This window comes from Qipengyuania sp. NPDC077410, from assembly GCF_044543405.1.
In the GTDB taxonomy this organism is placed as follows: domain Bacteria; phylum Pseudomonadota; class Alphaproteobacteria; order Sphingomonadales; family Sphingomonadaceae; genus Qipengyuania; species Qipengyuania pacifica.
This window is the reverse complement of sequence record NZ_JBITWB010000002.1, coordinates 489,957-504,043: the sequence shown is the minus strand read 5'-3', so window position 1 is coordinate 504,043 and position 14,087 is coordinate 489,957. Positions and strand designations below refer to the sequence as shown.

Below are 14,087 nucleotides of genomic sequence, written 5' to 3'. Positions count from 1 at the left end.
CATCGCATGCGCAATCGCGCAGGTCTTGATCAGGCCTCGGAAAGATCGTGCAGGAAATTCCTGGTCCAGTTCTGGACATTGTCATCGCGCACCGTTGCGATCATCTTCTCATACCGACGCTTCCGCTCCACCAGCGGCATATCGAGAGCGATGCGAATAGCGTGGGCGATGTCGTCGGGACTATGCGGATTAACCAGAACTGCGTCTTTCAGTTGAGCAGCAGCGCCGGCAAAGCGTGAAAGGATGAGAACCCCGGGATCTTCCGGATCCTGCGCAGCAACATATTCTTTCGCCACAAGGTTCATGCCATCGCGAAGTGGCGTAACCAGTCCGATCTTGGCCCCGCGAAAGAACCCGAACAGTTCAGCGTGGCTATATCCCCGGTTCACATACCGGATGGGCACCATGTCGACTTCGCTTCGCGCACCATTGATCTGGCCACATTTCTGTTCAAGGGCAGCACGGATTTCCTGATAACTGCCAACGTCTTCCCGGCTCGGCGGAGCGATCTGAATGAAGACGAGATCGCGAATGCTCTCCGGGTTTTTATCGAAGAACCGTCCGATGCCATCTATGCGCTCCGGAATTCCCTTCGAATAGTCGAGCCTGTCCACACCGATCATCGCGATGCGTCGACGCGTCGAACTGATCAGCCGCTGTTGCGCCTGCCGCGCCTCACCATTCTCACCAAGCTTCGAGAAATGTTCCCAGTCGATGCCGATAGGATAAGCTCTTGCGATGGTGGTGCGGCCTTCAAAGGTGACCGTGCCACTGGCCTTGTCAACTTCCGCGCGCAGTTCGTTTTCGCAATAATGCAGAAAGCTTTCGAGCCATTCCTGCGTTTGAAAACCAACGACGTCGTAGAATAGCAGAGTTCGGACCAGCCGTTCGTGATACGGCAGAGAGACGAACATCCTGGTGGCCGGCCAGGGAATGTGGAGAAAAAACCCTATGCGGTTCTTGAGCCCGCGTGAACGCAGCCGTTCGCCGAGCGGGATCAAGTGGTAATCGTGAACCCAAACAATATCTTCTGCGTCAATCAGAGGAGCGCCGAGTTCGGCAAAGCGCTCGTTTACACGCTCGTATCCCTTGGCCGTTTCACGCTCGTATTCTGCCAGATCAAGTCGATCGTGAAATAGCGGCCATAAGGTCGAATTGGCATAGCCATTGTAGTATTCATCGATATCGCGCTGCGAGAGATCGAGCGTGGCTGTTGTTACCCCGTCGGACGTTTGCGTATCGATGTGACCCGTCCGGCCGCTTTCGCTTTCCTCGCCGGACCACCCGAACCACAAGCCCTTGCGATCTTTCAACGCTGCATGCAGCGCGCCTGCTAGGCCACCTTGGGCACCGGCCGCTCCACGAGCTTTGGGAACCGCAACGCGGTTGGAAATGACGACGAGGCGTGGATCTCCGGTCAGCGGACTTCGCTCCAGGGTTTGCTCAAAAGGCCAGCGCAGTTGATTATACCAACTAGCGAGTAGGTCTGCGGGAAGTTCCCCCAAAGCTCGCCCGTTTCATAATCGAGGTCTTCGCTAAGCAGGCCGGAATGGGTCGTGTGACTGAGCATATCGTCAAAAATACCTCGAGCCTCATCGCGGCGCTCAACTAGCGCCAACGCTTCGATCAGCCAGAAGGTGCAGACGTTGAACGCAGTCTCGGGCGCACCGAAATCGTCTTCCGCTGCATAGCGAAGCATGTGATTGCCGCGGCGCAGGTCGCGCTCGATAGCGGCGAAGGTCTTCAGGAAGCGCGCGTCATCCGGCTTGAGATAACGCAGCTCAACCATCTGGAGAAGACTTGCGTCGAGATAGTCGCTCTGGAAGCTGGCGCGGTAGTGGTCGCCTTCGTCCGCCCACGCCATCTCTTCTATCTTTGCGCGTATGGCGGACGCCCTTTCCTGCCAGTAAATTACGCGGTCGCCTTTGCCCAGACGAGCAGCGACGTTCGCGAGACGGTCGCAGGCTGCCCAGCACATGACTGCGGAATAAGTGTGCACTTCCTGCCGGGTACGAAACTCCCACAACCCGGCGTCTGGCTTGTCATGCTTGGCCCACGCGGCTTCGCCAACTTCTTCGAGATGCTCGAAATCGCGGTCGTCGGCCATGCGCAGCAGACGGGTGTCGAAGAAGGCCTGCGCAGTCGGCATGACGATCTGGCCGTAGCAATCATACTGAACCTGTTTGTAGGCGGCATTACCCACACGTACCGGCCCCATGCCGCGATAACCCGCGAGCTTCTCGGCTTCGAATTCGTGGAGTTCGGTTTCCCCCATGACCGAATACAGCGGCTGGATTTGCCCGCCGCGGGCCTGGTCCACGATGTTGCGTAGATAGGCGAGATATTTCTCCAGCACATCGAGCGCGCCGAGGCGATTAAGCGCCTGCACGGTGTAATAGCTGTCGCGGATCCAACAGTAACGGTAGTCCCAGTTGCGCTGGCTGTTCGGTGCCTCCGGAATAGACGTGGTAAGTGCAGCGACGATCGCACCGGTTTCTTCATGCTGGCACAACTTGAGCGCGATTGCCGCCCGGATGACCTCTTCCTGCCATTCGAGAGGTATATGCAGGCCGCGCACCCAATGCTGCCAGTAGCGGGCTGTTGCCGCTTCCGAACGACGGACTTCGCTGCGGATGTTGCCGACGAAGGGTTCATCGGGGCCAAGAAAGAAGTGCTGATCACTCTCGACCCGGTAACTGCGGCCTTCAAGCACATACCCGACTGGCGCATCAGTCGTCAGGCGCAATGCCTGCGGACCGATTAGATAGCGAACATGGTTAGTGCCGTTGGTGGTTTCGGCAAGCTTGGCCCCATATTCCATCATCGGTGCCAGCACCACACGCATGCGCGGCGCACCAGCCACCGGCCTGACGATGCGGGCATAGGCTACGGGACGATACATCCGACCCGAACGTTCGAAGCGCGGCGCGAAATCGTGGATCTCCACTGCGCTTCCGTCTTCGCTTTCCAAGCGCGTGACGAGAATGGCGGTATTGCGTTCATAACGCTGCGTAGCGCTGGTCTGGCCTTCCAATTCGAAGCGCCAGATACCACGATCCCGCGCATCACCGTTCAACAGAGAACAGAAGACCGGGTCGCCATCCACGCGGGGAACACAGCCCCAGACGATGGCTCCCTCACGATCGATCAAGGCGCTGACCTGACAATTACCGATAGGGGAAAGCTCGAGATCGGGCTTCATCATATCTCCAACCAATGGTGCACTGCAGCAACGCTGCCGAGAGCGTATCGTGCCCGCTCACTCGGACGTTCTCCGACGGCGATGCCGAATCCGCCGAATTTTATCGCGCCAGCGAACCCGTCCTCGTCGGTCACATCATCGCCAATGAACACGGGAGTGGCGCCCGCAAAGGGAGCTATTTCCATGAAAGCTTCGACTGCTGCGGCTTTGGTAGCGCCCGGCCGGACGAGTTCGATCACGCCTTTCCCACTGGTAACACAGAGATCGCGCGATCCAGCGAAATCTGCTGCAAAAGCAAGCGTCGCGTCCTTTTTGGCTGGTTGATCACGAAAATGCAGGGCACCGCCGTGCGCTTTCTCTTCGTAGAACAACCCATTGTCTTCGGCATAGGATTTGAGTTCGGCAATCGAGCTATCTGCCAGTCCGCGCGGCTCTTCGCCCAAGCGGGTGCCATCGGCGAGATAGCGCGATGCACCATGCGAACCCGCGCGGCATACGGCCAGTTCACCCAGGTGGCCTGCCAGATCATCCAGTGCGCGGCCGCTGACCAAGGCCAATCTGCCGTCCAGCCGACTGCTCAAGGTCTGAAGGGCGCCTGCCAGCGCATCCGGCACGAAAATTTCACCGGGCCGAGCAGCAATTTCCACCAGTGTGCCATCAAAATCGAGGAAAAGCGCGACCGGTCCCTGCACGAGGAGTTCACCGAGCAGCGGCGGGGCGGGGAGCGTGGTCGAACCGTCCATACTGCAAGCCACTAGCGGCTCCGGCAGCGCGGTCAAACGCCAGAGTTCATGAAATCGTATCTTCTGCTCGAGGAACAAGGATGAGGGTGTTGTCTTCCACCCGCCAGGAGCCGAGGCGCGCAAGCACATTCATCCCGATGACGTTGAAGTCGCCGAAGTTCTCCGCAATCGCAGCATCGGTGCCGCTGGCGCTGACATTGCCGAAGGTAAGGCTATCGACCGTTGCCACATGCGCCTGTACCGTCCCATTCGCCGTGCCGAGCATGATGGGGATGCCGCCGCGTCTTGGTTCGAGCCCCGCCCGTTCTGCCAGCCCAGCTGAAATCGCCGTCAGCGTCGCGCCGGTATCGATCATGAAATTTCCCGGCACGCCGTTTACATCGGCACGGACCCAGAAATGCCCGTCGGCGGATAGGGGAATGCGCGTCTCGCCGCCTTCGACGACCTGTTCGGGCAGGCCGATCTGCGGGACGGCCATGTCGAAGCGGGGATCGAAACGCGAGAGCTGCAAGACGACAGTAAGGAGGATGAGACCAAGCGCAAGTGAACTCGCCATGCGTAGCACGCCGCCGAGCATCGAGCGTTTGGCGATCATTGCGCCGAACCACCCTACAAGCATGGCGACGACCGCCGCCATCAGCAGCTCCGACCGGGGAATGGCACGCAGTGTATCCGCAGCGGCGCTGAAAACGGGCTCGAGTTCCATTATTTACATATAGGAACGTGCCGGTGACACGTCCATGAATAGCCGCAGTCGCTCAGGGCGCTTCGCGTTGCTCGGTTGCGCGAGCTAGTACCACCGAAAACCTTTCATCTTCGTCGACCCATCGCTTGATCGGCGTCCAACCGCCGGCAAGAAGCAGCAGGTTCGCACTACGAGGCGTGAATTTGTGGCTATTTTCGGTATGTATCGTTTCACCAGAACGCATCGAAAAGCTTTCACCCGATACGGTGAAGTCGATGTCCCGATTGGCGACCAGGTGCATTTCGACCCGTGCGAGATCGTCGTTCCATACAGCGCGGTGGTCGAGAGCATCCGCGGGAATGGTCCCTGAAAGTTCCCGGTTGATGCGCGTGACGAGATTCATGTTGAAGGCGGCCGTCACACCATCGGAATCGTCATAGGCGGCTTCGAGTTTCTGCTGGTCCTTGACGAGATCCATCCCGATCAAAAGCAACGGGCTTTCGCCTTCATCCGCTCCGAGCGTGGCCCGCATCGAGCGAAGCAGGTCGACCGCCGTGCGCGGAACCATGTTGCCGATGGTCGAACCCGGGAAGAATCCGAGTTTCTTGAGCGGCCCGACGCCGTCGGGCAGGCTCACGCGGCGCATGAAGTCGGCCTCGACAGGGTGAACCGGGAGATCGGGAAATTTCTGCGACAAGGCGACAGCGCTTTCACGCAGGAAATCGCCCGAGATATCGAGAGGAACATAGGCTGCCGGCTCGATCGCCTCGAGCAGGAGCGGCGTCTTGACCGAGCTGCCAGATCCAAATTCGACCACGGCCCTGCCCTGCCCGACAAGTTGGGCGAATTCATTGCTGCGGGTTTTAAGAATATCGGTTTCCGCACGAGTGGGATAATATTCGTCCAGTTGCGTGATGCGTTCGAACAGCCGTGAGCCTTCCTGATCGTAAAACCAGCGCGCCGGTATGGCCTTCGGCAGCTGATTTAGTCCTTTGAGTACGTCGGCACGAAAAGCGCGATCGACCCCCTCCTCGTCCAAATCGACAAGTGCAATGCCAGTATCGGTTTTCATCAGATGTCCTTTGCCAGCCTGACGCCGGTGAATTGCCACCGTTGGTGTGGGTAGAAGAAGTTGCGATAGCTTGCTCGCGAATGACCTCGCGCGGTCGCGCAGCTCGCACCCTTCAAGACGAACTGCCCGCTCATGAACTTGCCGTTATATTCGCCCACAGCACCTTCGACAGGTCGAAAACGTGGGTAGGGTAGATATCCGGACCGGGTGAACTGCCAACAATCGCCGAACAGTTCGGCGCCGCCACGCGGCAGTGGGGGTGTCGCGTCGTCGAGTTGATTACCGCCTTGGGGGTCATGCGCAGGCAATTCGCCTTCTTGCCCACGGGCGATGGCTTCCCATTCGAATTCGGTTGGCAGGCGGTGGCCAGCCCAACTGGCGAAAGCATCAGCCTCGAAGTAAGAGATGTGCGTTACCGGGGCATCGGGATCGCGCGTCTGCCAGCCGGCGTGAGTAAACTGTTCGTCATCGCGCCAATAAAGCGGCGCACGAATGGCGTTCTCCCGTACCCAGCCCCATCCGTCCGAAAGCCACAAGGTCGCCGTGTCGTATCCGCCATCGGCGATGAATTCATCCCATTCGCCATTCGTGACAAGTCGCGAGGACAGAGCGAAAGGTTCGAGGAGAACGCGGTGAGCAGGCCCCTCGTTGTCGAAGGCGAACCCGTCTGTTTGGTGACCTATCCGCGCGATACCACCGGGATGCGAATGCCAATCGTTCGGGCTGGAATTCGCTTTTGCCGCAGACACATCCCACATCTTCACGCCAAGAGGGTTCTGAAACAGGGCGTGTTTGATATCGGTCAGCAACAATTCCTGATGCTGCTGTTCATGGCTCAGACCGAGCTCGATCAGCGGCGCCAGTTCTTCGCGCCCTAACAGGCCATCCATCGCAGCATCGACATGTTTGCGCCATTCCACGATATCGGACAGCGTCGGACGCGAAAGCATTCCACGCGAAAACCTGGCAATGCGCTCACCCTCCGTCTCGTAATAGGAATTGAAAACGAAGGGCCAATTCTCATCGTAGAGCGCGTAGCCTTCGGCATGATCGCGCAGCAGAAAGGTTTCCCAGAACCAGGTGGTATGGGCGAGATGCCATTTCGCTGGACTGGCATCTTCCATTGACTGAATGGTAGCGTCGGCATCGGACAGCGGCGCGGCCAGAGCCTGGCTCAACCCGCGGACAGCGGCGTAGCGTGCCGGAAGATCTTGCCCTAACGTCAGGATTGATCGCGGCTGGGCATGGGGCATCGTCTATCCCCCCCTTTATATTTCGGCAGCCGGGACATGGCTGGCCTGTCCCATTATGACGCGATTCACCCAGCGTTTAAAGGGTTGAGGTAGAAAAGCCCGCCCGAACAATGAAGTGAACTGCATTCTCCGAATAATGCAGCGGAGGTCGCCGGGTTCCGCACTCTCGTGGGCAGACGTCTGCCGGAAGGAAGGATCAGGCTGCGTCAGCGCGGCGAACGGCCTGTTCTTCGTTCAGCATCTCGGCAATCAGGAAGGCGAGCTCGAGAGACTGAGCGGCGTTGAGGCGGGGATCGCAATGCGTGTGATAGCGATCTTTCAACGCTTCATCGGTGATCGCCACCGCTCCGCCCACACATTCGGTCACGTCCTGCCCGGTCATTTCGACATGGATACCGCCCGGATGCGTCCCTTCGGCACGATGGACGGCGAAGAAGCCCTTCACCTCGGTCAGGATACGATCGAAGGGCCGCGTCTTGTAGCCGCTTTCCGATTTAACGACGTTGCCGTGCATCGGGTCGCAACTCCACACAACGGGGTGGCCTTCCGTCTTTACCGCCCGAACGAGGCGGGGCAGGCCTTCTTCCACCTTGTCGTGGCCGAAGCGACTGATCAGCGTGATGCGGCCCGGTTCGCGCGCTGGGTTGAGCGTATCGAGCAGGCGCAACATAGCGTCCGTTTCGAGGCTGGGGCCGCATTTCATCCCCAACGGATTGCCGATCCCCCGGCAGAATTCGACATGCGCACTATCATCGAACCGAGTACGGTCGCCGATCCAGACCATGTGCGCGCTGGTATCGTACCAATCGCCCGTCAGGCTGTCCCGCCGGGTCATCGCCTGTTCGTACGGGAGCAGCAGCGCTTCGTGGCTCGTGTAAAAGCTGGTGCGCTGCAATTGTGGTAGCACGTGCGGATCGACCCCGCACGCCTCCATGAAATCGAGGGCTTCACCGATGCGATCGGCAATGTCCGAAAATTTGTCGGCCCACGGACTGCGGCCCATGAAATCCAGCGTCCACTGATGAACCTGACGAAGATTGGCATAGCCTCCGGTGGCGAAGGCACGCAGCAGGTTGAGCGTGGCCGCGGCCTGTGAATAGGCGCGCACCATGCGCTGCGGATCGGCTGCGCGGGTGGCTTCGTCGAATTCGATGCCATTGATGTTGTCGCCGAAATAGCTCGGTAGCGTGACCGATCCTTGCGTTTCGGTGTCGGAACTGCGCGGCTTGGCGAACTGGCCTGCCATGCGCCCGACCTTGATCACTGGTTTTTTGCTGGCGAAGGTCATGACGACCGCCATCTGCAACAGCACGCGAAATGTATCGCGGATATTGTTCGGATGAAATTCCGCGAAGCTTTCCGCGCAATCCCCACCCTGGAGCAGAAATGCGTGGCCTTGCGCGACCTCCGCCAGATCCGCCTTGAGCGCGCGCGCCTCGCCTGCGAAAACCAGCGGAGGATGCGTCTCGAGCGTCGTCGTTGCGGCATCGAGAGCAGCCGCGTCGGGATAAGTCGGCAAATGCTTCGCCGTGAATCCCTGCCAGCTGTCGGGTGCCCAATTCGTTGCCATTATATTTTCCATTTGCGTCGCTGAAAGTCGCGCCTGACTGTTCGCCCCTTAGCAGACGAACAGGTATCATGTCGCAAGCAGCATTTGCTTGGCCAGCTTAAAAAGCCGATTGCAGTGACCGGCTCAGCGGCTGGCCGCAGCGGCTCCGGTGCTGGCCGCAGTTGCAAGTTCTTGCCCTTGTGGGATGATCGCCAGGTGCCAGCCTGCGCGGGACCCGAAATACTTCTGCGCCAGCGCCTGCAATTGAGCAGGTGGAACTTCGGTGTAATCGGCCAGCAGATAGCGCAGCATGTCTACCCGGCGAGCATCGACGGTCGAGCCTTCGAGCTGGTAAAGCCAAAAGAGGTTACCGGTTGAGGCTCGGCTGACGTACTGGCGGAGCGGTTCGACGACGCGGTCATATTCGTCCTGACTGACCGGTTCGCTCGCCAGTTCCTTCGCAATACGTTCGGCTTCGGCGAAGAAGACCGGCACGTCTTCGGGTCGCAATTGGGCGAGTGCCGCGATCCGGCCGCCACTTTTAACGTCGCTCGGCCATTCAGACCGGACAACCGGCGAATAGCTCGCGCCGGCATGTTCACGCATGGCGTCCATCAGGCGGTTGTTGAAGACCGACGTGAGTACCTCGAGGTGACGCGATTCGCGCAGATTGTCGACGCCCGCCCCGCTGGGCCAGGCTACGACGGCGGCTGCCTGATTGGCATCGCCGCGGTGATGGCGAACAACCGTCTCGCCGGCTTCGGGAAAGTCGACCCCGCGGTTGAGAACAGCAGCGCTAGGCTCTTCACGCGCAGGCAACGCGCCGAACGTCTTGCGCAGCGTTTCGATCGTAGCCGCTTTGTCGAATTCACCAAAGACGAGTACTTCGACCGGTCCCTGCTTGAGCAGCGGTTCCCATACTTCGCGGAACTTCTCCGGCGTCGCAGCATCGAACATTTCTGGCGTGGGCGTCTGGAAACGCGGATCGCTGTCACGCAGCAGATATTCCAAATCGCGCTGCAGGATACCGCCGGGGCTCGCAGCGTAACTTTCATAAGCGAGTTTGCCCGCCGCCTTTGCACGAATGACCGGATTGGGATCCCAGCCCGGCATCGCCAGCTTGGCAGCGAACAGATAGAGCTGTTCGTCGAGATCAGCTTCGCGCGTTTGCGCATAGAAGGTAAATGCGCCGTCACCGGTTTCAAAATCGAAACCGAACTTGCGGCCTGTAGCGAGACGATCGAGTTCTTCCTGGCCCAGCTCGCCGATACCCGAACCGATCAGTGCAGAACTGCCGAGATTTGCATAGACGGCATCTTCCGCGTCGAGTGCGCGATAGCCGGCGCCGAAGCGAACCTTGACCGCTACCCGTCCAGGTTCGGCATCGTTAGACCACAGGATGGCCTTCACGCCATTGGCGAATTCAACCTTTTCAATATCGAGAACGCCGATCGGTCCCTGAGCAGTTACCTGACCCGGTTCACCGACTGCGGGCAAATCTTCGAAAGACACGGCGCGGCCGGTCAGGCGCGAACCCGTATCGGCTGCGACCGTCTCCTGGAGTGCAGATCGTATCGCCTCTTCATCCGCCTCACCCGTTGCCGGTGTGACATAGGCCGCACGGATAACATCGCCCGTAAACAACGACCGCGTATGTTCGAGCACGAGTTCCGGCGTCAAAGTCTGCTTCATCGAATTGAAAACGGTAAGGACCGTTTCTGGAGCAGCGACCGCTTCGCGAATATCGACAGCGTTCACAATGTCGTCGGCCAGCTGCGGCCCAGGCAGGACGCGCCGCTGTTCGACTTGGCTTTTGAAAACAATTTCGAATTCCGCAAGCTCTCGATCGATTTCTTCCTGCGTCGGCGGAGTGGCCAAAGCATCGGCGATTACGCCGCGAATATCATCAAGCGCCGCTTTCCAGTCGCTGGTCAAAGGAGCGAAAGTGACGAAGGTCATGTCTGACGACCGGCTGACATCATCCTGCGATACCTGCGCATAGAGATAGCTGCCGCCCGAACGCGCGCGGGATTCAAGTCGCCTATTGATGAGAGCCTGAGCCAAGGCGTCGCGTAGCAGACCTTCGTTATAGGCGACGGTGTCCTGAACCGGTCGCCAGGGGCGCATGATCGTGTACGTGAACGAACGGGGCAGATCGGGCTCGACGATGACGCCGATCTCGCCGACCGGGTTGGACGGATCGGCCCCGGCGGGTGCCACTGGATCGCCGAAGTCTGGCGCTGCGACTGCAGGACCATCGCCCTGCCAGTCGCCGAACCACTTTTCGATTTCCGCAGCAAGCACCATCGGGTCGATATCACCTGCAGCAACAACGACCACGTTTTCAGGGCGATACCAACGTTTGTAGAAGGCGCTGACGCTTTCGCCGGTTGCAGCCCGCAGCGTTTCTTCGGTCCCGATCGGGATGCGGTTCGCCAGTCGCTGTCCGGCAAAAAGCACTTCTCGGCTGGCATTGCCAGCCCGTTCGGATGCTCCGCCACGTTCACGCTTTTCAGCAAGTACGATCGGTACTTCTGCTTTCACGTTCGTATCGGATAGGACTGGGCTGCGCACCATGCCGGAAAGAAGCTTCATGCTTTCTGCCAGCTTGGCCGCATTAGTATTGGGCAGATCCAGCTTGAAGACGGTTTCCGTCGGGCTGGTATGCGCATTTGTATCGCTGCCGAAGGTCGCACCGAGCCGCTGCCATGTCGGAATGGCCGCTCCGACCTTCAGATACTGGCTTTCGCGGAAAAGCAGATGCTCCAGAAGGTGGGCATAGCCGCGTTCTGAATCCTCTTCATGCAAGGACCCAGCATCGATGCGAACGCGAACGGAAACCTGATCGGGCGGCACGCCGTTCTTGCGAACAGCATAGCGCAGACCATTGGGCAATTCACCGAAGGTCCATTCCTCGTCGCGCGGAACGTCGCTGCCCTCATAAATCCACGGAGTTTCACCTGCCGGAGTTATATATTGCGGAGCCGGAACGGCCGGTTCCTGCGCGAGGATGGGCTGCGGTACGAGCAGCGCAGCGGGAAGGAAAAGCGCGAGACGCCGGACGGCGCGCGAAAAATTGGTCATGGAAGGCATATAGGCGGGACAACCGTGAAGGCTAGGTGAATGTTCACGCGCCAAGCGTTCCGTCCTTGTCCCCGGTTCCCGAGCTTCCTACATCGTCAGGCATGTTCATAGAGACCGAAACCACGCCCAACCCGTCGAGCCTCAAGTTCCTTCCCGGCCAGCCGGTCATGGGACAGGGAACGCGCGAATTTGCCACGCCGGAGGCGGCAGAGGCCAGCCCGCTGGCTCAGGCAATCTTCGATACCGGAGAGGTGGTGAATGTGTTCTTCGGCGGTGATTTTGTCACCGTCACTGCTGCACCAGGGGTAAACTGGACCGATCTCAAGCCGCAGGTGCTGGCGATTCTGCTCGATCATTTCGTTGCGCAGGCACCGCTCTTCACACCGGGCAGCGCGGGCGGCATTTCGATTCCCCCCGAAAATCAGGGTATGCTGGTCGACGAGCTTGACGAAGATGCAGACATTATTTCTCAGATCAACGAATTGCTGGAAACGAGGGTCCGACCGGCCGTCGCGGGCGACGGAGGCGATATTCAGTATCGCGGGTACCGTGACGGCATAGTTCATCTGCAAATGCAGGGTGCGTGTTCCGGGTGTCCATCATCCACGGCGACGCTCAAGCATGGCATTGAAGGTCTATTGAAACATTATGTCCCAGAGGTCGTTGAAGTCCGGGCAGCCTGATCTTCCAGTTCCAACCGGGATAATTCATGACCACTCAGTTTCACGACACCGCTCTGTCCGGCGATGCGCTCGACCAGATTTTCCGCGAAGCGCGCAGTTACAACGGCTGGCTCGATAAACCGGTAAGCGACGAGCAAATTCACGCGATCTACGAATTGATGAAGATGGGCCCGACATCGGCCAACATGCAGCCTGCGCGTATCGTTTGGGTGAAGTCGCAGGAAGCTAAAGGCAAGCTTGCCGCGCTGGCCTCAGATGGAAATCGCGACAAGATCAAGACTGCTCCCGTCACGGCTATCGTGGGCTATGACATCGATTTCCACGAGGAACTGCCGTGGCTGTTCCCTCATACCGACGCCAAAAGTTGGTTCGAAGGTGACGAGGATGGACGCAAGGAGGGCGCGTTTCGCAATTCCTCCTTGCAAGGAGCCTATCTGATGATCGCTGCCAGAGCTGTTGGGCTGGACTGCGGTCCGATGTCCGGGTTCGACAATAAGGCTGTCGACGAAGAATTCTTCGCTGACGATCCGCGCACTCGCAGCAATTTTATCTGCTCCATCGGGTACGGCGATCCCAGCAGCATCTTTGATCGCAGCCCTCGACCTGACTTCGACAGGTTCAACCGCATCGCCTGACTTGCAGGCCGGCTTTGCCTGAGGCAGTGCGCATTCATGCGCATTCTGGCCATTGAAACTGCAACCGAAGCCTGTTCGATCGCCCTGTTCGATCAGGGGCAACTGATAGACACCCGCCACGAAGTGCTTGGTCGCGGCCATGCCGAACGGCTTGTTCCGATGATTGCGGAACTGCCGGAGAAAGGCCATGCAGAGCAGATCCGCATCTCCTTAGGTCCGGGAAGTTTTACCGGCGTGCGTATCGGACTGGCCGTGGCTCGCGCCTTGGGTGTGGCCTGGAAAGTCCCGGTACGCGGCTACCCTACCCTAGCGCTGGTTGCTGCCATGGCGCGCGCCGGTACGGACCGGGCCGTTACGGTCTGCATGTCCGGGGGCCACGGCGAGTGGTTCGTGCAGGATTTCGGCACTGATGGAATGCCATTGGATGATGTCGCCTCGTTGACTCCAGATACCGCTGCCATGCGCAGAACACAGGACATACTGGCAGGCACGAGAGCGGAGGACCTTGGCGCCTTGATTGGCGTTGCAAGTGCGCCGATCATTCTGCCGAATGCGAGCGATGCCCTTCTTGTGCCCGACGCCCTGCTGCGTCACCAGTTGTCCCCGCTTTATGGCCGGGCGCCCGACGCAAAGCTTCCCACGCAATGACGGACCTCGATCACATTATGAGCGTGATGGATGCTGCGTTCGATCCCCACTGGCGCGAAGCGTGGACGCGGCAGCAGGTCGAAAATTCGCTGGCCATGCCACACACCTATGCGATTATTTTCGATAAACACGCGCGGTTACTAGCACCGGGACACGAAGCAGCAGGGTTCATTCTGGCGCGGCGCGCGCCTGGCGAAGAAGAACTTCTGCTGATCGGCGTTAGGCCCGAGGTAAGAAATAGCGGTGTAGGCCGCGCGCTCATCGAATATTTTTTGGATGTCGCCCGAAAAGAAGGAGCGGAGCGGGTATTCTTGGAGATGCGTGCAAATAATCCGGCTGAGAAATTGTACCTGTCCTGCGGTTTCGAGCCAATCGGCCGTAGAGCGAATTACTACCGCACGCTGGATGGCACGCTGTTGGATGCAATCACCTTCGTGCAAACATTGTAGCTAAGCGCCGATAATAAAACCCGGCGAAATACTTGCAATTTTTTGTCGTTTTCATACAATGTCCGGAAGAACGGGTCGCGACGT

General features: G+C 59.0%; 12 protein-coding genes. 4 read left to right on the top strand and 8 right to left on the bottom strand.

Annotated elements, in window-relative coordinates:
- Positions 1-29 precede the first annotated feature (29 nt).
- The 8 genes from ACIGGE_RS10395 to ACIGGE_RS10360 form a co-directional block, all read right to left on the bottom strand.
- A complete protein-coding gene (locus ACIGGE_RS10395) occupies positions 30-1,421 on the bottom strand; it encodes a trehalose-6-phosphate synthase (protein ID WP_397490757.1) in 1,392 nt (463 codons plus the stop codon).
- On the bottom strand, positions 1,418-3,205 hold the full coding sequence (locus ACIGGE_RS10390; RefSeq protein ID WP_397490273.1) for a glycoside hydrolase family 15 protein: 1,788 nt from the start codon (positions 3,203-3,205) through the stop codon (positions 1,418-1,420). Before ACIGGE_RS10390 ends, ACIGGE_RS10395 begins: the two co-directional genes overlap by 4 nt.
- A complete protein-coding gene (gene otsB / locus ACIGGE_RS10385) occupies positions 3,202-3,957 on the bottom strand; it encodes a trehalose-phosphatase (protein ID WP_397490272.1) in 756 nt (251 codons plus the stop codon). The genes ACIGGE_RS10390 and otsB overlap by 4 nt, the downstream gene beginning before the upstream one ends.
- A gap of 34 nt (positions 3,958-3,991) precedes the next feature.
- Complete coding sequence (locus tag ACIGGE_RS10380) at positions 3,992-4,651, bottom strand: TIGR02281 family clan AA aspartic protease (protein ID WP_103023130.1); 660 nt, start codon at positions 4,649-4,651, stop codon at positions 3,992-3,994.
- Positions 4,652-4,703: 52 nt separating this feature from the next.
- Positions 4,704-5,702 carry an L-histidine N(alpha)-methyltransferase gene (gene egtD / locus ACIGGE_RS10375; protein ID WP_397490271.1) on the bottom strand — a complete coding sequence of 333 codons (999 nt, stop codon included), beginning with the start codon at positions 5,700-5,702 and terminating at the stop codon, positions 4,704-4,706.
- Positions 5,702-6,955 carry an ergothioneine biosynthesis protein EgtB gene (gene egtB / locus ACIGGE_RS10370; protein ID WP_397490270.1) on the bottom strand — a complete coding sequence of 418 codons (1,254 nt, stop codon included), beginning with the start codon at positions 6,953-6,955 and terminating at the stop codon, positions 5,702-5,704. The genes egtD and egtB overlap by 1 nt, the downstream gene beginning before the upstream one ends.
- 196 nt (positions 6,956-7,151) lie before the next feature.
- A complete protein-coding gene (locus ACIGGE_RS10365; RefSeq protein WP_397490269.1) occupies positions 7,152-8,525 on the bottom strand; it encodes a class II 3-deoxy-7-phosphoheptulonate synthase in 1,374 nt (457 codons plus the stop codon).
- Positions 8,526-8,648: 123 nt separating this feature from the next.
- Positions 8,649-11,588, bottom strand: a complete 2,940-nt coding sequence (locus tag ACIGGE_RS10360; protein ID WP_397490268.1) for a M16 family metallopeptidase — start codon at positions 11,586-11,588, stop codon at positions 8,649-8,651.
- 101 nt (positions 11,589-11,689) lie between these two features.
- Between ACIGGE_RS10360 and ACIGGE_RS10355 the strand changes: the two genes are divergently transcribed.
- From ACIGGE_RS10355 to ACIGGE_RS10340, 4 genes are read left to right on the top strand one after another with little or no spacing between them, the layout of a single operon-like run.
- Positions 11,690-12,271 (top strand): NifU family protein, encoded by a 582-nt coding sequence (locus ACIGGE_RS10355; protein ID WP_397490267.1) that lies wholly within the window; start codon positions 11,690-11,692, stop codon positions 12,269-12,271.
- Positions 12,272-12,297: 26 nt separating this feature from the next.
- Positions 12,298-12,906: a malonic semialdehyde reductase gene (locus tag ACIGGE_RS10350; protein WP_397490266.1), complete on the top strand. Its 609-nt coding sequence runs from the start codon at positions 12,298-12,300 to the stop codon at positions 12,904-12,906.
- Between the two features lie 36 nt (positions 12,907-12,942).
- A complete protein-coding gene (gene tsaB / locus ACIGGE_RS10345) occupies positions 12,943-13,554 on the top strand; it encodes a tRNA (adenosine(37)-N6)-threonylcarbamoyltransferase complex dimerization subunit type 1 TsaB (RefSeq protein ID WP_397490265.1) in 612 nt (203 codons plus the stop codon).
- The gene (locus ACIGGE_RS10340; RefSeq protein ID WP_397490264.1) at positions 13,551-14,003 is read left to right on the top strand and encodes a GNAT family N-acetyltransferase; all 453 of its coding nucleotides are present in this window, start codon (positions 13,551-13,553) and stop codon (positions 14,001-14,003) included. Before tsaB ends, ACIGGE_RS10340 begins: the two co-directional genes overlap by 4 nt.
- Positions 14,004-14,087 lie beyond the last annotated feature (84 nt).